The sequence below is a fragment of the Halomonas sp. SpR1 genome, from assembly GCF_031010175.1.
GTDB lineage: Bacteria > Pseudomonadota > Gammaproteobacteria > Pseudomonadales > Halomonadaceae > Vreelandella.
Genome location: NZ_JAUAMB010000014.1, coordinates 22,481 through 45,732, shown reverse-complemented (window position 1 = coordinate 45,732; position 23,252 = coordinate 22,481). Strand labels below are relative to the sequence as shown.

The window sequence follows — 23,252 nt, the reverse complement described above, 5'->3', positions numbered from 1 at the left end:
AATAATGCTCACTGGATATTCAAGTAACACGTTTATGTTGAAAGTAATAAAAAAACCGACCGTATCAGGTTTTATAGATAGAGTGAGTGAAGACACGATTAGTGGTTGGAGTTTAGCGCCATACGTGACTGTTATGGTGAATGGCAGAACACGATGTCGCTTGTCTTGTAATCGCAGGCGCGAGGATGTGAAAAAGGCGGGGCTTTCCTTGAGCGGCAATGTGGGGTTTCATGGATCGTTGGCGCTGAATCATGGAGATGTTGTCCGGGTAACAACCCCGAAGGGAGTGCCCTTACGGCATAGCCCTTGGCTCTATAAGCATCCAAAGCAGAGCGATTGGTTACCTATTACTATTACCCATCAGCACGCGGAGTATAAAGCAGTGGCTGCGCTACCTGATCAACTGGTGGTAGATAGATTTAAACCCCTGTTTGGGCAGTCTGCAGAACGCCGAATGGCTGGCGCGGTGCTTAACGTGGCTAACCAAGCGCCTGTTATGGCACGTTTTGATGTGGAGCCTAAGGCTCATGCAAACGTGAAGCAGCTTTATGACAACGTGATAATGCCTAATCGTATAGCAGCACCGCCCTTACTGGCAGCGTTCCCTCAAGATAAGTACATGCTACAGATGTTTGCGTTTCAGCCAGGCATCACTTTGGAAGACGTGGGTAATGGGTGGGAGGCCTGGGTGCCTCTGGTAATGGCGCAGCTGCTTGCACTTCAACAAGCTGGCGTAGCTGGGCGTAGCGCGTTAAAACGCCGTACTAGCCGCTTTAAGAGCTTATTGCATAGGTTGCTTCCATCAGTATTCGCTCAGGCCTTGAGGGAAGGTGGCAGCAAGCTTGAATTGATGTTTCTTGGTTTTTTGATGCGGGTCACTGCACGCTTGCCCCGTGTCTTGTCCCATGGTGACCTTCATCGGAATAACGTAATCATTGATACTCAGCAGCATCAGGTCGCACTTATTGACTGGGATCGATGGGGGTATTTGCCGTTAGGGTTCGACGCGGCGCTTTTGTTGCGAGGGCTGCCCTGGGCTGCCGTAGAAAACCTGGTTGATAAAAGAGTGGATCAGCAACTCGGCGCTTTGGTGTTTACCTATCTGTTTCAGTGCCTGGACGTTGCTAACTTTATGCGTACCCAAGAGGCTGCACGGCTGCGGGCACGTATTTACACGTTATATAAACAGTTCAAACTATACCCTGGTACAGGCAAATAACCCTGTCACTGCGTGCAGCGGTGCCGGGGAAGGTGGTGTGCCACGGGGCGTCGTTCCGACGCCATCCGCGGGTGCCTCGAAACGCTCGCTGAACTCGCGTTCTCGTTACCACGCGCTACGGGTGCAATTACTCGATTCCAGTGAAGTGATTATGTGCCACGGCCATGCGCATAACGTGCACATGCCCTTGGAATCCACCCCTTTATGTGCGTGCGAGATTTAGTAGCGCGTGGTAAGCGAAGCGCACCCGCGAAGCGGTGCCGGGTCGGTAGGCGGTGCCACGGTACAGCACGTAGCGGTGTTGATATAGTTTTTGAAGCAAGGAGAAAAATTATCTTAATCAAGGATGTACCGTGAGTAGTCACACCGCCTGGGTTGTTTTAAGCGATGGGGCTCGGCCGACCGAGGATATCTATTTCTTGGCCTCTGCTGCCCCAGGTCTGCGCCGCCGGGGCGTGGCGGTCGAACGTTTCGCCGTTTCTCGATCTTTCGGAGCCAGCTGGTTACATGGCCGTTCTCTTCTGCGTCGCTACGCGGGGGCTAATTTGCTGCTTTGCCGCTCGCTACCGTTAGGCTGGCTGCGCTGGCTAGAACGCCACCGTAATGCCTTTGGCTATATTACTTATTTGATCGATGATGATATTTTTGCGGCGTCCAATGACCCAACCTTACCTGCCGCCTACCGTAAACGAATGGGGAAGATTGCTAAACTCCAGCCGCGTTTGGTGTCGCTGGTTGACGAAGTGGTGGCTTCTAGCGCGCAATTGGCGCGCTGCTTTTTTAGCGAGCATGCTAATGTACAAGTACTTACCCCGCCTCTCATTGCTCCTCTGCCTTCACTGCAGCATTTTACTCTGCCGCCATCTGCCAGCGCTCACTGGAAAATCGGTTTTTATGGCACCCGAGCGCATTTAGCAGATCTCATGCATATTGCCCCGGCCATACAAAAAATGCAGTCTCAGCGTGTGGATACCCAGGTCGAAGTTATGTTGGGTTCGCACACTCCGGAAAGCTTAATCACACTGCCACGCTTAAACGCGCCTTGCCCTTTACCGTGGGAGGCGTTTAAGGTTTATCAACGTGAGCACCACTGCCATATAGGCTTAGCCCCTTTGTTAGATACCCCGTTCAATCATGGCAAGTCGTTTATCAAGTTTTTTGATATTACCGCCATGGGCGGGGTGGGAATATACTCAAATCGCTACCCGTATACTGAAATTGTGCGCCATGGAGAGAACGGTTTGCTCGTCAATGATGCGCCCGTTGAATGGCGAAGTGCGTTAGAGCACTTATTGGAAAATCCCAAAGCGGCTGCCAATATGGCTCAGCAAGCTGCGGTTGATGCAAAGCATCTGGGTAATATAGAAGCCGCTGTGCAGTTCTGGCTGAAACGTAGTGAAGCTGTGCCGCAATAATATGTACAGGGAGAGGAAAACATGGAATCTACTGTTAAGGCTTTTTACGAACAGCGGCCCAGCGCCAGCGTCGTTGGCGAGCGTGTGACGTTTGGCACCTCGGGTCATCGTGGTCGTTCTATAGAGCGCACGTTTAACGCCGCGCATATTTATGCGATTACCCAGGCGGTGGTCGATTACCGGCGTGAGGCGGGCTATCAGGGGCCGCTATTTCTAGGTTTCGATACCCACGCGCTTTCCCGCCCTGCCTGGGAGTGCGCGTTACAGGTGTTGGCCGCCAACAAGGTGCCAGTATTTGTAGAGAAAGCGCACGGCTACACTGCAACGCCGCTGATTAGCCAAGCGATTCTGCATCACAATCATGCCCAGGATCTGGCGATGCTCGATGTGGCACTTGCAGATGGTTTGATCATCACGCCTTCGCACAACCCGCCAGAAGATGGTGGCATCAAGTACAACCCGCATCATGGTGGTCCTGCGGATACTGACACCACTGGCTGGATTGAACTACGTGCCAATGCTTACCTACTGCGCCAGTTAGAAGATGTGCCCACAGTGCCGGTTGATAAGGCGATTGCCCATGCCCAGGAATACGATTTCACGGCGCATTACGTAGCCAAACTGGGCAGCGTAGTGGATATCGCCGCGATTCAGGAAGCTAACCTGGCCTTAGGCGCTGACCCTATGGGTGGTACGGCGCTGCCGGTATGGCAGGCAATAGCAGCACACTACAATTTAAATCTTGATGTCGTTAATACCGCGGTTGATCCTGCGTTTGCATTTATGCCGCCGGATCACGACGGCAAGATACGTATGGATTGCTCAAGTCCGGCAGCAATGGCCAATTTGCTCAAGATTAAAGACCGCTTCGATATCGCCTTTGGTAACGACCCTGATGCTGACCGCCACGGCATAGTGGATGCCAGTGGTTTGATGAACCCGAACCACTTTTTGGCCGTGTGCATCGATTATCTGATTACACATCGCCCTGTGTGGGCTGCGTCGCTGAAAATAGGCAAAACGCTTGTGTCATCCTCAATGATCGACCGGGTCGTGGCTTCCCATCAGCGCGAGCTGTATGAAGTGCCTGTAGGCTTCAAGTGGTTTGTGGACGGGCTGCACGAAGGTTGGCTAGCCTTTGGTGGCGAAGAGAGCGCGGGTGCAAGTTTGCTAACCCTCGACGGCAAGGCTTGGTCTACTGATAAAGATGGCATCGTGCTGTGCTTGTTGGCGGCGGAAATTATGGCGGTTACCGGCAAAACGCCCAGCGAGTATTACCGCACGCTGACTGAACGCTTTGGTGAGCCTTTCTACAAGCGCGTTGATACTGCTTGTTCATCCGAAGAGAAGGCGGCTTTTAAAAAGCTGAGTGCTGAGAGTGTGACGGAGAAAACCCTGGCAGGCGACGCTATCACCGATGTATTGGTCGCCGCACCGGGCAATGGCGCGGCTATTGGCGGTATCAAAGTCACCACCGAGAATGGCTGGTTTGCCGCTCGGCCAAGTGGCACTGAATCGCTTTACAAGGTGTATGCCGAAAGCTTCAAGGGCGAGCAGCACTTGGATAAATTGATTGAAAACGCCAAGGCCTTGTTGGCTGAGGCGTTGAAATAGATTATTTGAGGCAGTTTCATCCTTGGGCGGGCACCTTTAATGGTGCCCGTTATGCTTTTGATGTGTATTTCAATTTATTGTTTTTATTAAGTTTTAGGGATTTATCAGGATGAAAATTGCCGTTGCAGGAACCGGCTATGTGGGGCTTTCCAATGCGCTTTTGTTAGCTCAGCATCACGAAGTGGTCGCGGTGGATATTGTCCCCGAAAAAGTGGAGTTGCTGAACAAGGGCCACTCGCCGATTGAAGATACTGAAATAGCGGCCTTTTTAAATCGTACTGACCTGAATTTTACAGCGACGTTGGATGCCGGCCAGGCCTATGCTGGTGCTCAGTTCGTGATTATCGCCACACCCACTGATTACGACCCTCAAACCAACTATTTCAATACCCAAAGTGTTGAGGCGGTTATTGAGCAGGTCATGCGCATTAACCCTGAGGCGGTGATGGTGATTAAATCCACAGTGCCAGTGGGGTATACAAAAGGGGCCGCTGAGCGCTTTAACACGCAAAACCTTATTTTTTCGCCTGAGTTTTTGCGTGAGGGAAAAGCGCTCTACGATAATCTTTACCCTTCGCGGATTATTGTTGGGGAGCGTTCCGAGCGCGGAGAGATATTCGCTGAGCTCCTCAGACAGGGGGCCATTGCCGAAGAAATAGAGGTATTGTTGACGAACAGCACCGAGGCCGAGGCAATCAAGCTATTTGCGAATACTTACTTGGCAATGCGGGTCGCTTACTTCAATGAATTAGACACCTATGCGGAAACCCACGGCCTTGATGCCAGGCAGATTATTCAAGGTGTCGGCCTCGACCCGCGTATTGGTAAGCATTATAACAATCCCAGCTTTGGGTATGGCGGCTATTGCCTGCCGAAGGATACCAAGCAGCTGCTTGCCAACTATGCCGATGTACCGAGTAATATGGTTCAGGCGATTGTGGATGCCAACCGCACGCGCAAAGACTTTATCGCTAACGCTGTGTTACGTCGCAACCCAACCGTGGTTGGGGTGTATCGTCTTATCATGAAAACGGGTTCGGACAACTTCCGCGCCAGCGCCATGCAGGGGGTTATGAAGCGCATCAAGGCGAAAGGTGTGGAAGTGGTCGTGTACGAGCCTGTCCTGGAAGAAGATAAGTTCTTCGGCTCAACCGTTATGCGCGATTTAGCCGCATTTAAAGAGAAGTGCGATGTGATTCTGGCTAACCGTATGGTCGCTGAGCTTAGCGATGTGGAATCCAAGGTATATACCCGCGATTTATTCGGTAGTGATTAAAAAGTAAGAAATATTTATTCAGGTGCCTGATAAATTCATCGGTGCTTGAGGTTTGGTTATAACCTGTACACGCCATCGGAAACCCCACATTCAAGTGCATGCGTGATTTAGTAGCGCATGGCAAGCCTCAGGCGCACCCGCGGGAGCATCGCGAAGCGGTGCCGGGGCTTGATTCGGTGGGCATTGTTGGTTGGTTGCCATTGGGCGTCGTACCGCCGCCTCCCGCGGGTGCCTCATACGCTCGTACCTCGCGAGATTCGTTACCGCGCGCTAGGGGTATGTGTACGTACTCGATTTAGGCGGTTTCGTAGCGCGTGGTAAGCCTACGGCGCACCCGCGGGAGCAGCGCGCAGCGGTGCCGGGGTTTAGTTCGTGTGGGCATTGTTGGTTGGTTGCCATTGGGCGTCGTTCCGACGCCTCCCGCGGGTGCCTCATACGCTCGTACCTCGCGAGATTCGTTACCGCGCGCTACGGTACGTGCAAGAGATTGATTTTGGTGGTTTTGTAGCGCGTGGTAAGCCTACGGCGCACCCGCGGGAGCAGCGCGAAGCGGTGCCGGGGTTTGGTTCGTGTGGGCATTGTTGGTTGGTTGCCACGGGCGCTGTTCCGCCGCCTCCCGCGGGTGCCTCATTCGCTCGTGCCTCGCGAGATTCGCTACCACGCGCTACGGTACGTGCAAGAGATTGATTTTGGTGGTTTTGTAGCGCGTGGTAAGCCTCAGGCGCACCCGCGGAAGCAGCGCGGAGCGGTGCCGGGGTTGGCGCGTGCAGGTGGAGTTGGTTGGGCGCCTGCGGGCGCGTTATGTTCGTTCCTCTTACATACTCGTTACCATGCGCTATCGGTGTGGTAATACTCGAATTTATTGTAAAAAGGGTGTCCAATGATTAATCAAGAGGCGAGGGTGAAAGGAGGACACGATGTACGCGATTGAGTTTGAAACCGATATTCAGGATGGTGTGGTCAATATTCCTGATGAGTACAAGGCGTTTGCTAATAGACATGCGCGTGTTGTGATCTTGCTGGAAGATGATCCCGAAAGCTCGGATCTGCGAGCATTTTCTGAACATTCAGCGGGGTTGGTAGATGAATGGAACAGTGCCTCTGAGGACGCAATATGGAAGTGAGGCGAGGTGAACTCGTATTGTGCGAGTTCTACTTTTCCGATGCTAAACAGCGAAAGCTCAGGCCAGTGATCGTTTTTAGGGATAACCTGCCTTTTGATGATTTTGTTGGAATCCCTGTTAGTAGCCAATTACATAAACTGCACGATGATGAATCCCTGCTTGAAGAGGCTGATTTAGAAGAAGGTGGTCTGCCAAAGCGTTCTAAAGTTATTGTAAGAAAAACATTTGTCATTTCAAAACAAGTAGTTGTAAAGAAATATGGCTCTTTAACGGCCGCACGCTTTCAACAATTACATCAGGATTTTTGCCGGTATTTTGATTGCTGTTGACCTATCTTGTGGCCGGCATTTTAAATTCGCCATCTTTTTAAGAGCTAGATAACCCCCTTGGAAGCAGTGAAGCGGTTGGTTAGTCGCCACGGGGCGTCGTTCCGACGCCATCCGCGGGTGCCTACGAACGCTCGCTGAACTCGCGTTCTTCGTTACCACGCGCTACGGGTATGTGTACGCACTCGATTTAGGCGGTTTCGTAGCGCGTGGTAAGCCTACGGCGCACCCGCGGGAGCAGCGCGAAGCGGTGCCGGGGTTAGGCTCGTGTGGGCATTGTTGGTTGGGAGCCCTTGGGCGTCGTTCCGCCGCCTCCCGCGGGTGCCTCATTCGCTCGTGCCTCGCGAGATTCGTTACCGCGCGCTACGGGTAGGTGCAAGAGATTGATTTTGGTGGTTTTGTAGCGCATGGTAAGCGACAGCGCACCCGCGAAAGCAGCGCGAAGCGGTGCCGGGGTTAGGCTCGTGTGGGCAGTGTTGGTTGCCCTTGGGCGTCGTTCCGCCGCCTCCCGCGGGTGCCTCATTCGCTCGTGCCTCGCGAGATTCGTTACCCCGCGCTACGGGTGCACTCACTCGATTTCGGTGGTGTTTGTCGCGCGCTTTATTCCCAATTCATGTCGGCGACGTCGGGGGCTTGTTGGGTGCCCCACTCGGGGGCGTACCAGCCTTTTTGTACACATTGCTGAAAGCTTGACCATTCCCAGTCACCGGGTGCTTTCGTCCATCCATGTTTGACGGGGTTGTAGTGGATGTAATCCATATGGCGTTGCCAGTCGTCTTCATCACGAATGACGTGCTCCCAGAAGCCGCGCTGCCAGGCGTTCTGAGTGCCGGGCGGGAATAAAAATTCCTGCGAGGCGTACTTTTTGATGTCCCGCCAGCGTGAGGAGTAGTCGGCGTCGCCTTCAGGCAATCTCCATAGGCAGTGGAGGTGGTCGGGGAGGAGTACGAACGCATCCATTACGAAGGGGCGCTCTTCTCGAACTTTGCGAAACGCACGCCCAAGGGCTTCAATATTGAGGCGATCCGCCAGCAGTGGTTGTCGTGCGTAGGTGACGACGGTAAAAAAGTAGCAGCCGCCAGGAACATGCGCGCGTCGATAGGTTGCCACCCCTGCCTCCAGGCAAAATAATTGGGTTATGAAGGCCTAGTGTAGCGCATCGTTATGCGCTGTGTGGGCTACGACTTGCTTAAGGTGGCGAGCGGTATTTCCAGATGCTGGGGCCGGTTGAGTACATTGAGCAGGACGATGGCGCGCTCTTCGCCTTTCAGACGGGTGAAGATGGCTTCCAGATCTTTGAAGGGGCCGTCGGTGATGGTGACTTTCTCGCCGGCGTTGAAGTAGGTGTGAATGCCTTCCTTGCTGTGCGGCTGGGCGCGCAGGGTTTCGACGAGCTGCGAGGGCACGGCGACGGGCCTGTCACCGAAGGTGAGCAGACGCAGCACCCCGCGAGTAGAGCGAATCGGACGCCAGTTGCTGACCAGCTGATCCAAACAGATAAACAGGTAGTAGGGGAAGAGCGGTTCGGTCACCGTAGTGAGCTTGCCTTGACGCTTGCGCTGGCTATTCAGGACAGGATGAAACACCTCATAACCTTGGTTGGCGAGGTGCTCGGCAGCGCGAAATGATTCGCCCCCTTTACACTGAATAACGTACCAGGCGGGCGTTGCTGCGCCCTCCTGGTCATTGTCAACATCCATGCCATCATCCTTGCGTCTGGAAAAGCGTTACAAAATTATGGCAGTAGCGCGGTGAGCGCATCAAGGGTTTGGTCAATGTGCGCCTGGGTGTGGTCACAGGAGAGAAAGAAGCGTAAACGTGCGCTTTTTTCGGGTACCGCCGGGTGCAGAATCGGCTGTACGTTGATGTGCTGTTCCAGCAGGGCATTGGAGAGCCTGGCAGCCGACGCAGAGCTGCCAATAATCACCGGTACGACCGCAGCGCCGATGCTTTTGCCCGTATCTAACCCGCGGGCAGTGGCCTGTTCAAGAAAGTAGCGGGAGATGGCGTGCAGGCGCTGTACTCGTTCGGGCTCTTGCTGCATCAGGTGCAGCGCGGCGAGTGAAGGGGCGGCGACCTGGGCAGGCATGCCCACGCTGTATAGGAAGCCGGGAGCCAGGTAGCGTAGCGTTTCCACCAGCGGTTTGCTGCCCGCGATATAGCCACCGCAGCCAGCCATGGCTTTGCTCATGGTGCCCATCCAGATATCCACATCACGCGGGTCGATATCGAAATACTCGCGCAGCCCCAGGCCGGTGTCGCCCATGACACCAAAGGAGTGGGCTTCATCGACCATCAGCCAGGACTGGTAGCGCTGCTTGAGCTCGATAAAACGGGGCAGCTCTGGGATGTCGCCATCCATGCTGTAGAGCCCTTCAATCACCACCAGTACGCGTTCAAACTGATGCCGGTGACGGGCCAGCAGGGCTTCCAGCGCAGCGGGGTCGTTATGGCTAAACGACATGCGCTTGGCGCCGGAAAGCTGCGCGCCAACTAACGAGCTGTTATGGATATACTCGTCGTGGAGCACTAAATCCTTGGGGCCCAGCAGGTGGCCCAGGGTGGAGACATTGGTTGCGTGGCCACTCACAAACACCACGGCGTCCTCAACGTCGTAGGCGGTGGCCAGGGCCTGTTCCAACTCTTGGTGAATAGGCCGTTCCCCGGAGACCACGCGACTGGCGGAGACCGAGGTGCCGTAACGCGCCACTGCATCGCAGGCGGCTTGATTGATGCGCGGGTCGCCTGAGAAGCCGAGGTAGTTGTAGCTGGCAAAGTTGATACAGGTCTGGCCATTGATCACGCTGGTCGCCCCGGCGGTGCCTTCATGCACCTTGAAAAACGGGTCGACCAAGCCTAACTGTTCGGCGGCCTGGCGCATCATGGCGATTTGCTGATAGCCCGGTTGGGCGTCAAAGCGTGTAAAGCGCTCCGGCACCATGCGCTGTTCACTGCTATGCCCATTGAGAGACGGGGCGGCGGCGCTGGCAGCACGTGGCACGGTGCGCTTGCGTGCTTTTTCCAGCAGTTGCTGTTTCAGTTCAGAGCGCTTAGCGGTCATGGAGTCTCAGTCGCGGGTGATGAGGAGGCAGACGCAGGCTTAGAGGTGTCCCCTTCGGTGCCTAAATCTTCAGTGCCATGTTGAGCGGCCAGTGAGGCTATCGCATCCTGCGGAGCGTCTTCAACATCGTCGTGCTGGTGCATTTTCTGAATCAGCACGCCCGCCAGTTTGTCGAGGGTCGATGCTTCACTGAGCACCATTACTGACACCTGAACGCCCAGGCGGTTCTCGATAGCGGTCATTAGTTCAACCCCCATCAGGGAGTCAAAGCCCATATCGTAGACCGAGCGGTGAATATCGAGCTTCTCTTCATCCACCAGCAGAATGCTGGCCAGCTCAGCACGCAGCAGGTCGGTGACCGCGCTGTGCAGCTCCTCAGGGGAGAGATCGGCCAGCAGGGCACTGATGTCGTCGTCGGCATCGGCGCTGCCGTCGTCGTCGCTGGCGCGGGCAATTTCGTTAAAGCGCGGTGCTTCGGCCGTCGGTAAGAAGCGCGCAAGCGCACCCCACTCCAGTTCCAGCACGCCTAGGCTTGGCCCTGGGGCCAGCAGCATCTGTTCGAGTACTTTCAGCGCGTCATCCGAGCGTAGAGCGGAGCCGCCGAGGCGCTCTTGCAGCGCATCCCGGGTACGGGTGTTGCGGGCCAGGAAGCCGACATCTTCAATCGCGCCCCAGCGTACACAGGTGGCCGGTAAGCCCGCGGCACGGCGATTGGCGGCAAACGCTTCCAACCAGTGGTTGGCGGCGACATAGTTAGCCTGACCGGGGTTGCCGAACAGCGTGGTCGCCGACGAGTAGAGTACGAAGAAGTCCAGCTCGGCCTCGCGGGTGAGCGCATCGAGATGGCGTGCACCGTCGATTTTGGGGGCCAACACTTTCTGAATGCGTTCGGCATCCAGGTTGCGGATCAAGCCGTCGTCGATCACTGTGGCAGCATGCACAATGCCGCGTAGCGGTGCGAGTTCACCCTTGGCGCGCTCCAGTACATCGGCCAGCGCGGCGCGGTCGGTGATGTCGCAGGCGGTGGCGAGCACCGTAACGCCTTGCTGTTCAAAGGCCGTAATCGCTGCTTGGGCCTCTTCACTGGCTGGGCCACTGCGGCTGAGCAGAATCAGCTGCCGTGCGCCTTTATCGACCAGCCATTGAGCCGTTCTTAACCCAAAACCACCCAGACCGCCGGTTACCAGGTAGCTGGCATCCGCTGTCAGCTGCATCGTTGCGGTGCCTAGCACGTCGTTTTTCGGCGGTGCGATAGGCTGTTCGTAGGTCACTACGACTTTGCCGATCTGGCGAGCCTGCTGCATATAGCGGAAGGCGTCAATTACCTGGGTGTGGCTGAACGAGGTAAACGGCAGCGGGCTTAGGGTGCCGTCGTTAAACAGCGCCATCATCTCGCCAAACAGGCGTTGGGTAAGTGCGGGCTGCACCTTCATTAGCTGGTCGGAATCGATACCGAAGTAGCTTAGGTTGTTGCGGAACGGGCGCAGGCCAATATGAGTGTTTTCGTAGAAGTCGCGTTTACCCAGCTCCAGGAAGCGGCCGAACGGGCGCAGGGCGCGCAGGTTCTGGTTGATCGCTTCTCCGGCCAATGAGTTAAGTACCACATCGACGCCTTCGCCCTGGGTGTCTTCGAGGATCTCTTCGGCGAAGGTGAGCGAGCGCGAGTCATAGAGCCGCTCGATGCCCATCAGCCGCAGGAAGTCGCGTTTCTCTTCGGAGCCCACCGTGGCGTAAATTTCCGCCCCCAGCCACTGGGCAATTTGCAGCGCGGCGATACCCACACCGCCTGCTGCACCGTGAATCAGCACTTTCTCGCCAGGCTCTACCCGCGCCAGGTGTTTAAGCGCGTAGTAGACCGTAAAGAAGGTCGTCGGGATCGTCGCAGCGGCGGCAAAGCTGATGCCCTCTGGCAGCGGTGCCACGGCGTGCTGGCTGGCGATCACCTTATCGCTGAAGCTGGCGGGGCCGAAACCGACCACGGCTTGCCCTGGCGTTAGGTGGGTGACGTTGCTACCCACGCTTTCGACCACGCCCGAAAACTCAAGCCCCAGGGTTGGCCCGGCAAAGCCGTTCTCAATCGCTTCATCGGAGAGCAGACCGAGTGTGTACATCACATCGCGGAAGTTAAGCCCGGTAGCTTTGACACGAACGGCCACCTCATCGGCACCGGCTTCTGGAAGCGGACGCGGGCGCCAGGTCAACTGACGCAACTGCCCAGGCATGGAGAAGCCCAGCGTCATTGCTTGGTGCGATGGCCCGCTTTGATCCGCTGCTGCTGGACGGGGCGCCGGTAGCGTGCGTAGTCGGGTAGCGAAGCGACGACCATGGTTATCGATCAGCGCTTCATTTTCGCTATCCGGTTGGGCCAGCAGTTGCGCCCAGGTTTGTAGCGCGGGGGCGCTCATCGCCGCGGGTACATCCAGCAGGTAGACGTTATGGCCTACTGCTTCGTTGGCCAGCGAGCGGCCAAAGCCCCACAGTGCGGCATCTCCAGGGGCTTCTCTATCGCTAAGGGCTTCGCTATCGCTAAGGCCAGAGTCAGTCGTTGTCTGCCAGAGCGCGCTAAGGCCGTTGGTCACTAGCCACAGGGAGGCGGCGAGGGAGTGCTGCTCCAGGGCTAGCGTCCACTGTAGTGCGTGCTCACAGCGTGCGGTTTGCGCCTCAGTGCTGCTGGCGCCGAGGTCGCGCAGGTCAATCACATTGAGTGGTAGCTCAGCATGCTCGCCCAGTGCGGGTTGGGCTAGCGCTGGCTGAGTTAAAGCGTGCTCCAATAACTCGGCGGGTGCACTTTGGTTAAGGCTGAGCAGGGCCGGGGCGCCTAGCGATTGCAGCGCTTCGACCAAGCTGGCGGCGAGCCCTTCGCTGTGGTGATCCGCGACGACCAAATGACGCCGCTGAGCGGTGCTTGGTGTACTTGCGGCGGTGTCAAACGGGTAGTGTGCATGGAGCAGGTAGGCACCGTTGTCACTCTCTTCCAGCGCCATCGACGCGGAAACCACAAAGCCTTGGTCGTTTAGCCAGCCGATCAGCGCTTCTTGCTCCAGGGCGGTTTGATCAATGCCAGGTGTGGCCAGTAGATCATCTAACCAGCGACTGGGGGCGATACCGATCAGCATGACCTGGGCGCCGGGGGCCAGTTGCGCTGGTAGCGCCTCAATCAACTGACGCGTGGCGGCAGGTTGGGTGATGTCCACGCTGACAAACGCCAGTTGGGCTTTTTCAACGCCAGCAGGGGCAGTAAGCGCGGTGGCGTCATCTTGCCCCAGGTGTTGAATATCCATCAGCGGGAAGCGTTCTTGCAGCTGCTCCGCCTGATGGCGGGTGCTATCGAGGGTGGTAATAACACGATAGTGGGTAAGGTCGTGATAAAGCGCCTGGGCGCTGCGTTCCAGCAACCGTTCGCCCAACGCAGGCGCGCTGGGGCCTGCTTCCAGCAGTTGCAAGCGCTGCCCCACGGGGAGCTCTGCTATCAGGGCATCGATCAGCTCGGCTAACTCGCCTGCCAATGCCTGCCAGCCGCTCTCACCCACCAGCACACGGTTCAAGCGTGCCAGCTGGTCGTGGCTAATGCCCAGCGCTTCAAGATCGCTGGTGCCGCTGCGTAGCGCCTGCTGGTGAAATCCTAAACGGCCCACCAGGTGAATGGGCGCAAAGTAGTCGGGGTAGTCCTGTACTAGCAACTGCCAGATAACGTCTGGCGAGTGCTGGGCTTCATCGGCTTCGGCATTATCAGCAACAGCATTATCAGCAACAGCGTTTTGCTGGGCGAAGGCTTCACTGAGGCTGTCGAGCAGCGGGGCGACTTCGTTGCCGTAACGCTGGCCAGTGCTTTCGCCGTAAGCGCTGGCGATATCGGCCAGGCGGGCGAGCGCATCGGCAGGCAGTGCTAGCGGTTCTGCCTGCATTGGCGCTGGGGTGAGTTCCACATCCAAATAGCTGAAGTGCTGGTGATGGGCACGGTTGAGACGAATCGCTTTGAAGCGGGTTTTGCTCAATACGGCGACCGCATTACCGGCGGCGTCATACAGCTCGAAATCAGCAGTGAAGGAGTGCGGCGCACGTTTGCCCATCACGGCACGGGCGATGACCGGCACGCCCGCCTGGGTATTGACTTGAATGCGCCCCACGCGCACCGGCACAAAGGCGAGCTGGGAAGCAAACTCGCTATGCTGGGCGAGCAGCGGGATAAACATCTGGAAGGCGCTATCCAGAATGCCGGGGTGCAGGTGAAGGTTGCTGAGCTGCGCCTGGACGTCATCCGAGAGGGCGATTTCGCCAATCACCGCATCACCTTCAATCCAGCCCTGGGATATCGCCTGGAAGGCGGGGCCGTAGTGCAGGCCAATACGTTCGGCCATCTCCAGGTGGTCTGCCAGTGTGTAATCCGGGGCACGTGTAGGCAGCACCGGCGCTTTTCGGTTGAGCAGGAAACCACGACTTTCGCGCATGGTGCGGGCCACGGCATTCAATTGCCACTCAACCCCGGTGGCTGGCTCGCGGGAGTGGATCTCCAAGCGGCCATCTTCCGGCAGGTAGGTCAGCCGCATGGTGCGGCCATGGGGGCCATCCAGTAGCAGCGGGGCGCGGATTTCCAGCTCTTCGATATCCAGTAGTGGGGAGTCTTTTAGCTGCAGCGCCGCCGCTAACGTTAGCTCCACAAAACCGGCGCCAGGGAACACCGCGCCTTCACCCACTACGTGGTCAGCCAGCCACGGCTGGCGCTGGGTGTCGAGCTGGCTTTCCCAGGTGTGTTCGTGCTGGGCTAAAGGATAGCCCAGCAGCGGGTGCTGGTAGTAGCGAGAAAGCAGGCCTTGGCTGTCGTTGGTGCCGTGTACCCAGTGGTGGCTACGCTGCCAGGCATAGCGGGGTAATGGCACGCGTTGCCCTTCCACTGGGAAGTAGCGGCTACCCATGGCAAGACCGCTTAACAGCACTTGACTCAAGCAGCGCTGCAAACCCTCAAGGCCCGGCTTATGGCGCTCGATGGTGCCAAAGACCAACCCGGGGCGCTCTGACTGGCGGAGCGACTCATTGAGGTAACGGCGCAGAATGGGGTGGGCACCAATCTCTACAAAGACGTTGTAGCCCTGTTCCATCAGCGCACTAGCGGCGGCGTCAAACAGCACCGGCTCCCGAATATTTTTCCACCAGTAGGTGGCGCCCAGCTCAAGACCGTCACTTAGCGTGCCGGTCACGGTGGAGTAGTAGGGGATCTGCGTGGGGCGCGGGGTAATATCCGCCAGCGCGTCAATCACCCCTGCTTCAATGCTGTCCATCGCCGGGCTGTGGAAGGCGTAGTCCAGCGGCAGGCGCTTGGCAAAGATATCCTGCTCGCTCAGGGCGGCTTCCAGGGTGCCTAGCTGCTGGCTATCGCCTGCCAGGGTAATACCTTTCGGGCTGTTAATACCGGCCAGGCAAACCTGATTGAACTCGGGCTTTTCAAGCCACGTTTCAATATCGTCGGCGCTCATGGCCACGGCGGTCATTTCGCCTTGACCACGGGTTTTTCCCTGGTAGTCGCTGCGGTAGTAAATCACTTTCACCGCATCTTCCAGGCTTAATGCACCACTGGCCCAGGCGGCGGCTACTTCACCCACGCTATGGCCGAAGACTGCCTTGGGCGTAATGCCTTGATCACGCAGCCACTCGGTCAGCGCCACTTGCAGGGCAAACAGCGCCGGCTGGGCGATTTCGGTCAGCGCGAAGCGGTTGCCAGCACTTTCCTGTTCATTATTACGACCTTCAAGCTCGGCGCGTAGCGAGAAATTGCCGTGCTGTTGAAAGAGGGCGTCAACGCGGTCAATGGCCTCAGCGAAAACCGCCGATTCGGCGAGTAGGTCGTGCCCCATGGTTTCCCACTGGCAGCCGTTACCGTCGTAAACGAACACCGGGCCTACTGCGTTGGGTAGGCGTTCCAGGGTGGTGACGCTGTTTGCTTCACCGGCGGCAAACTCGCTGAGTCGCGTGGCGGCTTCTTCCGCCGTTTGGGCGAACAGCAGCGCGCCGTGGCTATGCTGGTCACGGCGGTTGAACAGCGTGTAGGCGATATCGTAGAAGCCGGTGCCGTCGTTTTCGCGCAAGTCGTTTTCACGCAAATAGCTAGCAAGGGATTCAGCGCTTTGGCTGAGCGCGGCTTCGCTGCGGGCACTAAGGCGAATGGGTAGCGGTGCGTCCGGCGCCTGTGGTTCGGGTTTGGCTCGCTCGGGTGGGCTTTCCAAAATAACGTGGGCGTTGGCGCCGCCAAAACCGAAGGAGTTAATGCCAATGACCAAGCGGCCCTGCTGCTTCAGCGGCTGTGCCTTGGTGACGACCGAGATATTCCACTCATCAAACTTGATGCGTGGATTGAGTTTGCGAATGCCAATGGTGGCGGGGACTTCGCGGTGCTGAATACTGTAGAGCGCCTTGGCCAGCCCGGCGACGCCGGAGGCGGTCTCCAGGTGACCCAGGTTGCTTTTTACCGAGCCAATCAGCAGCGGGGTTTTACGCTGCTGGCCGAGCGCTTCACCAATCGCGCGGGTCTCGATCGGGTCGCCGACGGCGGTGCCGGTACCGTGAGCTTCCAGGTAGTCGATCTCATCCGGCGAGATGCCCGCCTGCTGATAGGCGCGCTTCATCAAGTCAATTTGGGCGCTGGGGTTAGGTACCGTCAGGCCGGATTTGTGACCGTCGGTGTTGACCGCCGAGCCTGCCACTACGGCAATAATGTTGTCGCCGTCGGCGACCGCCTGGTCGTAATCCTTGAGCAGGAAAATGCCTGCCCCTTCCGAGCGCACATAGCCATTGCCCGCTTCATCGAAAACCTGACAGCGGCCAGTAGGCGAGAGCATGCTGGCTTTGGAGAAAATGATAAAGCCATAGGGGTGCAGGTGAAGGCTAATACCGCCTGCCAGCGCCATATTGGTCTCGCCACTGCGAATCGATTGGCAGGCTTGGTGAAAGGCCACCATTGAGGACGAACAGGCGGTATCCAGCGACATGCTGGGGCCGTGTAAGTCGAAGACATATGACAGTCGATTCGAGGCAATGCTGGAGGTGTTGCCGGTGGCGGTGGAGGCATCGATCGACGCCATATCGTCTGCGATGCGATAAGAGTAGTCGAGACTGGCAACGCCTAAAAATACCCCGCACTGGCTGCCACGCAGGGAGCTGGGCAGAATGCTGGCGTTTTCCATGGCTTCCCAGGCGAGCTCCAAGAGCATGCGCTGCTGGGGATCCATATTGGCCGCTTCGCGGGGCGAAATACCAAAAAACTCAGCGTCAAATCCGCTGATATCGCCCAGGCTGCCGGCGGCAAAGGTCACGCTGGTGCCGGGGTGGCGCTTATCCGGGTGCAAAAAGGCGTCGTGGCTCCAGCGATCGGCGGCCACTTCGGTAACTAAATCTTTTTCGGCTTGCAGGTCCTGCCAGAACGTTTCAGGGGTGGTGCCGGGGAAACGATGGGCGGCGCCGATAATGGCAACGCGTTTAGTCATTCTTGCTCCTGAGGTTCTGGTTCTGCCTTGATCACATCGTTACTTATATCGTGTCCAAACACCTGTTGAAATAACTGGACACCAAGTTCGTTTGCGGCTAGTTCAAGTGGCTCATTAGTCGTTGCTCCATGCGCCGTTGCCAACCGCTCATCTGCTGTTTTCCAATCCGCTGATGACCATACCGTGTAGGGTGTGCGGCTATCTGGGGGCGTAAAGTGCGCATAAGCCTCAGGCAGAATCGGTACATGATCCCCATACCAGCCTAGCAGCCCTGGACGCTTTGCAGTATTTAGCGAATTTTTAACACTGGCTAGCATCTTGTCGGATTCGCTCAAATGCTGCAAATAGACCGCGAAATCACGCAGGTGGTTGGGCAACGGCCAGGGGGCACCGGGTAGCGTATTGGCTAGTGTCGCCTGGTTTGGTGCTTCTAAATGGAGCGGGCCGTGATTTTCCATGGTGATAACAAACAAAAATAGCGGCCTATTATCGTCATCTTCAAGCAGCCGTCCAATCTTTCGTGCAACCGCCTGGTCACTAACGTACTGACCATTTTTGTCACTGTTCTGGAAAGCATTGATATCTATAAAGTGGTCAAAGCCTAATTGGGGCATTACCTTGTGGCGAAAATAGAAGCTTGCCAGGTAAGGGTGCACACAAACCGTGCGATAACCTGCCGCTTTTAGTGCACTCGCTAAACTGGGCATTGGGTGACGAGCAAGCGTGCGGTAAGGATTGAATTGACGCGTACCCCACTGGCTGGGGGCAACGCCGGTTAGTACAGCGCACTCGGTACGCACCGTGTTGGCGCCCCAGGCGGGCACGTTTAACGCGCCATGCAGGCTGGCACTTGCGCGGGTGGCATCGAAATGGGGGAGTAGGTCGCTGTTTACCTCTTTACACCAGGGGCGCGGGTCGAAAAACGACTCGCTCTGCACCAGCACCACGTTGGGCAGAGGCTGCCCGCCTTGATGCGCACTCGCCACCGCTGTTAAAGCGTGAAAGGGAGATTGCTCAGACGCAGGCACGGGGGAGCGCATCAGCGCCACGCCGTAGGCCCACAGGCTGGCGAATAGCCCCAGGTAGTGCATGTCACCTATGGGCCGCAAAGTAATGGCAGGCAGCCTGGGTACGCTGAATGCCAGTAGCAGGGCGCCTGCTGCGATTAACACCACTGCATTGGTTAAAAAGCGGCTAGCGCCCTCGCTGGATACCAGCGAGCCCTCCCAGTAAAAGAACGCACCAATCGCTACGGCAGCGGCGCTGCTGGCGGCAATCGCCAAGCCAACGCCGAAGAAAGGCACGTAGAGGCGCGGGTGCAGAATGGCGTCCCAAAAGTACTCAAAGTCGTGGCAGATAAACGGCTCGTTGAGCGTATGCGATTTGGCGTTGCTTGACTGCACGACGACCAGTTGCAGCGAGAGAAATACCATCACCGCAAACCAGGGGCGCTGGAGTAGCAACACCAGCAGCCCGAAAAGCAGTAGCCATGTGCCAAGGTGCACACTATTGGCGGCTACTCCGCGCTGCCAAAAAGGGCGCGGTCGCGGCTTAAGCAGGGCTTCAAACGCGCCGCTTATCAACAGCCCCAATAGCAGCGGCCCTATCAGCGCGCTAATCATGGGGCGTATCTCCCGGGTGATTAAAGCCCAGGCGTTTGATCAACCACTGAGAAATTCCCGCGGGCAGTACTGCCAGCCACCAGGTGCCGAAATTGAGCGGGAAGGGGAAGCTGATGCGCGCGCGGTTTGCAGTGATGCCGCGCTTAATCACCTTGGCGGCGCGTTCGGGCGGCCACTCCCAGGGTTTGGGGCCGGGCATGGCTTCACACATCGGTGAGGTGACATAGCCGGGCATCACCACCGTTACGCCAATGTTGTGAGGCGCGAGCAGTCCACGTAATCCTTCGCCATAAGCTTTGATACCCGCTTTGCTGGCGCTATAGCTGGGCGTGGTGGGTAAACCGTGCCATGCCGCCAGGGAGCTAATCAGCACCAGTTGGCCGCTGCCCCGGGCCTGCATGGCAGGTACCAGGTGCTGCACCATGGCAATAGGGGTTTTCAGGTTAATATCCAGCAGCGCCTGTACGTCCTCCCAGGGCTCTAAGAGAGCTGGCCCTTGGGGGTGGGTATTCTTGCCCGCGTTGGCAATCACGATATCTGGCACCTGATCGGCGCAGAGTTCGGCTAGCCAGCCTTGCAGGGCGTGGTCGTCGGTCAGGTCGATAGTGGATAGGGTGACCTGAGCGCCTTGCTGACGACAAGTGTTAGCTATTGCCTCTAGCTTCTCCTGCTGCCGCCCATGCAGCACCAGATGGGTGCCGGTGGCGGCATAGGCGTTGGCCAGGGCGCCCCCAATAGCACCAGTGGCTCCGGTGATCAGCACGCAGCGGTTCTGAGTAGGCTGATTCGCAGCCGACTTCTCAGTAACGGTCACAGGTTCTGTCACAGCTTCAGTCACAGCAACTTCTCCAGCGGCGACGGGCAGGCTTCGAGTATACGGGCGGCGTTGTCCACGGCTAAATCGATACCTGGCTGACAGTAGTAGCCACCGTTAACCTGAACGGCGTGCATTACGGTCTTTTGAAAATAGCCAAAGAGCTCGCCATTGGGCGGCTGAGGCTGCTGCCAAAAATCCGCTAGGCCACCTTGGTAGGTCAGTCCATCTAAATTGTAGATCGGATCGCTAAGCGCATAGGTGGGGCAGTTCTTCTCCAGCGACACGATGCCCACGGTGCTGTTGACAGTCACATTGCCCCTGGCGTGTTTGAGCAGGGCGTTGAGATCCCCCGACTCCAGGTAAACGATGCGCCCTTGCAGGCCATGACGCTCTTCAAGCTGTTTGATGATCTTGGGGTAATTGACCAAGCCCATATCCAAAGGGTGGTTCTTGATGCACAGCTGCGTCTCGCCGGGTGCGTGTTTGGCGAACGATGCCATCACATCATCCATTACTTCCTGCATATTGGCGTAGGGGGAGTGATCGCGAATTTGTGCGTCGCTGTTTAATTGCAGCGGCAGCATAAAATAGGGACGACCGCTTTCGATCAGTGCTTTGATGCGCGCTGCATCGCGTTTTTTCCACACGGCTTTTAACTGGGCAAACCGCTTGAGATAGCCCGCGTACTCAACGGGAGCTGTGATCGGCGCGTGATTGCGGTAGCGCGGCGCGACCAGTGGGTTGGCTAGACCGGCCAAGTGGTAGCCGACATCGTGCATTGCACGAATTTTAAATGATGAGCGAAAGCGCACCGGTGCGGGTGGCTCAGGCAGTGCTTTGCCAGTCTCATAAAACCAGTTTGGATCGCGGGGCAGCAGCGAGTGGCCATTAACGCCTTCGCGTTCCAGGGTGATCCAGAAAGGGCGAAAGTAGCCCTCTTCAAACACGTGGGTACGTACGCCAGCGGCGGCGGCATTATCGACCGCGGGGCGATGAATAGGGCGACGATCACCGAACACTACCTGGTCGGTGATAGCGTATTGCTCCCAGAGTGTTTTGATATAGCCGGGTAATTCAGCGATTGGGCCGCGAAACAGGTGGCTTTCGCCGTGGGTGCGCTGCCAATAGGCGATATCGCCCGCATTAAAGTTGACCTTAACCACGCGATGCCCATCATTGACCAAACGCCTGGCCAAGCGCTGGTAAAATGGTGAGCAAACGCCCTGCAAAAATAAGAATGCACGCTTTTGATCCTTCAACTCAATGCCTTCCGATCAACAAGTTACGATAACAGCGGTAGAGGTGCTGTTTCCATGTAAGGGTGTTTTTTTGGGTTCTTGCCTGTTCCAACAGGCTGACGACGGTTTCAGCATTACATAGCTGGCGGGTCGTTGGGTCTACATAGCCGGGGTAGAGAATCAGTGTCCCGGCCACCAGCGCATCCAGCGAGAGTGAGCGCGCACGGCGTGGGCAGCTAAGCGCATCCTGCGTTAGGCCCCAGCCAGCATAAAACGGTAGCCCGTAGGTGCTGACCTTGCGCTGGCGCAAAAGTGCTTCAAATCCGGTCAAGGAGCTCATCGTATGCACTGCATCGACGCGCTCTAACAGGGTGGCGATGTCGATGTCACTGGCATCTAGATCATACAGGCGTTTGGCATCGGTATCGAGTGCCCCGACACGCGCACCGCTCAATACGTCAGGATGAGCTTTATAAACGATGTAGGCATCCGGATGGGCGCTACGCACAGCGTTCAACAGTCCGCTATTAGTATTGATGTGCGGCGAGCCGGTGGCAATTGATGCATCGCTCTCTACTTGGCCGGGCACTAATATGATGTAACGGTTCTGGGGCAGTTCGACCTCTGCCTGGCCCCGCACGTTGTATTTGGAGAGCTTGAGCGCTACCAGCCTTTCACGTAAATGCTTGGCTCGTAACAGCAGGTCGTCACTAAAGTGGGTGCCATTGAGCAGCTCTTCCAGGTCGCTAGGCTGGCTGGGGTCGTAATAGATGCCTTGGGAGTCAACGACCAGCGATAATGGCTGGGTGAGATCGACACCCAGACCCACCGAGCGAATAAATCCATCTTCCATGCGCCATAGGTTGGCCATGTGCTGCGCGTACTGGCGTTTAAACTCAGCATCAATGCGACTTGACCACACCAACTGCCGTTCGTCGGGCTGCGCGCTGACTGCCAATTCGGCTCGATAATTCACCTGAGCGGCGGGGCCTAAAAAGTCGCTAATAAAGCGCCGTTTCCATGAAGAGAAACCACATGCACGCCAGTTGCCCCGGTGGCGCTCCTGCTGGCGCTTCTGGTCGGCGATTAAGGCAATCGTCTCTTCCAGCGTGGCGGACTGCCGGGTGTAAGGGTTGGCGTAGCGGCAGTAGCGTAAATAGGCGGCAGCAAACACTTCAACTAGCGTGCGTTTAACGCGACGGCGCTGGCAGGTCAGTTGGTCATGGGTAAGCCCCCAGCCGGCGTAAAACGGAATGCCGAAGCAGTGTACCTGCTTACCGGCAACCAGGGCTTCAAAACCAAGCTGGCTGGTGACCACATAGACATGGTCGACCTGATCAAATAGCGCCCAGGGATTAAGGTCTTCACCTATTACCTGACAGCGCGGGTGAGCCGCGGCGTTAAGCAGGTGGCCCTGTTTTTTCCCTGCGATGACATCCGGATGGATCTTGACCAGAATATCGCTGTCCGGGTGCTCTGCTAACGCGGCCTCAAGCATTTGATCGAAGCTACTACCGCTGGCGCCGCCGTAGTGAATAGAGGCATCCCCGGCGGTTTGATCAACCACCAGCACGCGCCCTCGGCTGTTACTGTTAATAGGTTGGTCGGGGGCGTGGTTATATTTGGAGAGCCGGTAGTGCGCGATCAGCGCCATACAGCGCTCCGCCTGGGCTAGCTCTTCAACGTCGAAAGTGCCCGTGTTTAGCCAGTTTTCTAAATCAGAAGGACGCGATGCATCGTAATAAATACCGGTTTCATCGACCACCAGGCTGTGCGGTTGAAAGCCGTTTACGCCTAACCCTAAGGAGCGTATAAAACCATCTTCCAAGGCGATGTAAGGTAGTTGTCGACGCTGGGCATACCGCCTGGCGCGGGCGCTGGTGGGCTTCAGCCCCCAACCAATCACCGCATCGGGCTGGGGCTTGAGCGCACTTATTTTGATGAATTGGTCAAATTCGGACAGCAGCGCAGGCAGGGCAGCCAGCTTGCCAATACCTGAAGATGTGTAACCTGCTGTTCGTTTCGCCATAAATAAGGCCGCGGTGAGGAAACAGGATAAGGTGTA

The 23,252-nt window shown here is 56.9% G+C and carries 14 protein-coding genes; 6 read left to right on the top strand and 8 right to left on the bottom strand.

Annotated features, from left to right (window positions below; all coding sequences use genetic code 11):
- The first annotated feature begins 34 nt into the window (after positions 1–34).
- The 6 genes from QT231_RS11785 (at position 35) to QT231_RS11760 (ending at position 6,977) form a co-directional block, all read left to right on the top strand.
- A complete protein-coding gene (locus QT231_RS11785) occupies positions 35–1,219 on the top strand; it encodes an aminoglycoside phosphotransferase family protein (RefSeq protein ID WP_308337053.1) in 1,185 nt (394 codons plus the stop codon).
- Positions 1,220–1,572: 353 nt separating this feature from the next.
- Entirely contained in the window at positions 1,573–2,634 is a 1,062-nt protein-coding gene (locus QT231_RS11780) for a glycosyltransferase (protein WP_308337052.1), read from the top strand.
- A gap of 21 nt (positions 2,635–2,655) precedes the next feature.
- Entirely contained in the window at positions 2,656–4,248 is a 1,593-nt protein-coding gene (gene pgm, locus QT231_RS11775; protein ID WP_308337051.1) for a phosphoglucomutase (alpha-D-glucose-1,6-bisphosphate-dependent), read from the top strand.
- Between the two features lie 109 nt (positions 4,249–4,357).
- Positions 4,358–5,524, top strand: a complete 1,167-nt coding sequence (locus QT231_RS11770; RefSeq protein ID WP_308337050.1) for a nucleotide sugar dehydrogenase — start codon at positions 4,358–4,360, stop codon at positions 5,522–5,524.
- A 917-nt stretch (positions 5,525–6,441) separates the two neighbouring features.
- Positions 6,442–6,648: a hypothetical protein gene (locus QT231_RS11765; RefSeq protein WP_308337049.1), complete on the top strand. Its 207-nt coding sequence runs from the start codon at positions 6,442–6,444 to the stop codon at positions 6,646–6,648.
- Entirely contained in the window at positions 6,639–6,977 is a 339-nt protein-coding gene (locus tag QT231_RS11760) for a type II toxin-antitoxin system PemK/MazF family toxin (protein WP_308337048.1), read from the top strand. The genes QT231_RS11765 and QT231_RS11760 overlap by 10 nt, the downstream gene beginning before the upstream one ends.
- A gap of 597 nt (positions 6,978–7,574) precedes the next feature.
- Here QT231_RS11760 and QT231_RS11755 read toward each other — a convergent pair.
- The 8 genes from QT231_RS11755 to QT231_RS11720 all read right to left on the bottom strand — a co-directional run bounded on the left by QT231_RS11755 (position 7,575) and on the right by QT231_RS11720 (position 23,216).
- Entirely contained in the window at positions 7,575–8,084 is a 510-nt protein-coding gene (locus QT231_RS11755; RefSeq protein ID WP_308337047.1) for a transposase, read from the bottom strand.
- Between the two features lie 68 nt (positions 8,085–8,152).
- Positions 8,153–8,674 carry a transcription/translation regulatory transformer protein RfaH gene (gene rfaH / locus QT231_RS11750; protein ID WP_308337046.1) on the bottom strand — a complete coding sequence of 174 codons (522 nt, stop codon included), beginning with the start codon at positions 8,672–8,674 and terminating at the stop codon, positions 8,153–8,155.
- A gap of 35 nt (positions 8,675–8,709) precedes the next feature.
- Positions 8,710–10,035: an aminotransferase class I/II-fold pyridoxal phosphate-dependent enzyme gene (locus QT231_RS11745; RefSeq protein WP_308337045.1), complete on the bottom strand. Its 1,326-nt coding sequence runs from the start codon at positions 10,033–10,035 to the stop codon at positions 8,710–8,712.
- Entirely contained in the window at positions 10,032–17,510 is a 7,479-nt protein-coding gene (locus tag QT231_RS11740) for a type I polyketide synthase (RefSeq protein ID WP_308337044.1), read from the bottom strand. Before QT231_RS11740 ends, QT231_RS11745 begins: the two co-directional genes overlap by 4 nt.
- Positions 17,507–19,132: an LTA synthase family protein gene (locus QT231_RS11735; protein WP_308337043.1), complete on the bottom strand. Its 1,626-nt coding sequence runs from the start codon at positions 19,130–19,132 to the stop codon at positions 17,507–17,509. Before QT231_RS11735 ends, QT231_RS11740 begins: the two co-directional genes overlap by 4 nt.
- Positions 19,125–19,970, bottom strand: coding sequence for an SDR family NAD(P)-dependent oxidoreductase (locus tag QT231_RS11730; RefSeq protein WP_308337042.1), 846 nt, complete (start codon positions 19,968–19,970; stop codon positions 19,125–19,127). The genes QT231_RS11735 and QT231_RS11730 overlap by 8 nt, the downstream gene beginning before the upstream one ends.
- Entirely contained in the window at positions 19,967–21,208 is a 1,242-nt protein-coding gene (locus QT231_RS11725; RefSeq protein WP_308337041.1) for a capsular biosynthesis protein, read from the bottom strand. Before QT231_RS11725 ends, QT231_RS11730 begins: the two co-directional genes overlap by 4 nt.
- A 1-nt stretch (position 21,209) precedes the next feature.
- Positions 21,210–23,216, bottom strand: coding sequence for a capsular polysaccharide biosynthesis protein (locus tag QT231_RS11720; protein WP_308337040.1), 2,007 nt, complete (start codon positions 23,214–23,216; stop codon positions 21,210–21,212).
- Positions 23,217–23,252: the final 36 nt, after the last annotated feature.

What these genes read in the sequence shown, in the direction of transcription:
- QT231_RS11785 (WP_308337053.1), top strand. Translation starts at nt 35, where the DNA reads ATGTTGAAAGTAATAAAAAAACCGACCGTATCAGGTTTTATAGATAGA.
- pgm (WP_308337051.1), top strand. Translation starts at nt 2,656, where the DNA reads ATGGAATCTACTGTTAAGGCTTTTTACGAACAGCGGCCCAGCGCCAGC.
- QT231_RS11770 (WP_308337050.1), top strand. Translation starts at nt 4,358, where the DNA reads ATGAAAATTGCCGTTGCAGGAACCGGCTATGTGGGGCTTTCCAATGCG.
- QT231_RS11765 (WP_308337049.1), top strand. Translation starts at nt 6,442, where the DNA reads ATGTACGCGATTGAGTTTGAAACCGATATTCAGGATGGTGTGGTCAAT.
- QT231_RS11760 (WP_308337048.1), top strand. Translation starts at nt 6,639, where the DNA reads ATGGAAGTGAGGCGAGGTGAACTCGTATTGTGCGAGTTCTACTTTTCC.
- rfaH (WP_308337046.1), bottom strand. Translation starts at nt 8,674, where the DNA reads ATGGATGTTGACAATGACCAGGAGGGCGCAGCAACGCCCGCCTGGTAC.
- QT231_RS11745 (WP_308337045.1), bottom strand. Translation starts at nt 10,035, where the DNA reads ATGACCGCTAAGCGCTCTGAACTGAAACAGCAACTGCTGGAAAAAGCA.
- QT231_RS11740 (WP_308337044.1), bottom strand. Translation starts at nt 17,510, where the DNA reads ATGACTAAACGCGTTGCCATTATCGGCGCCGCCCATCGTTTCCCCGGC.
- QT231_RS11735 (WP_308337043.1), bottom strand. Translation starts at nt 19,132, where the DNA reads ATGATTAGCGCGCTGATAGGGCCGCTGCTATTGGGGCTGTTGATAAGC.
- QT231_RS11720 (WP_308337040.1), bottom strand. Translation starts at nt 23,216, where the DNA reads ATGGCGAAACGAACAGCAGGTTACACATCTTCAGGTATTGGCAAGCTG.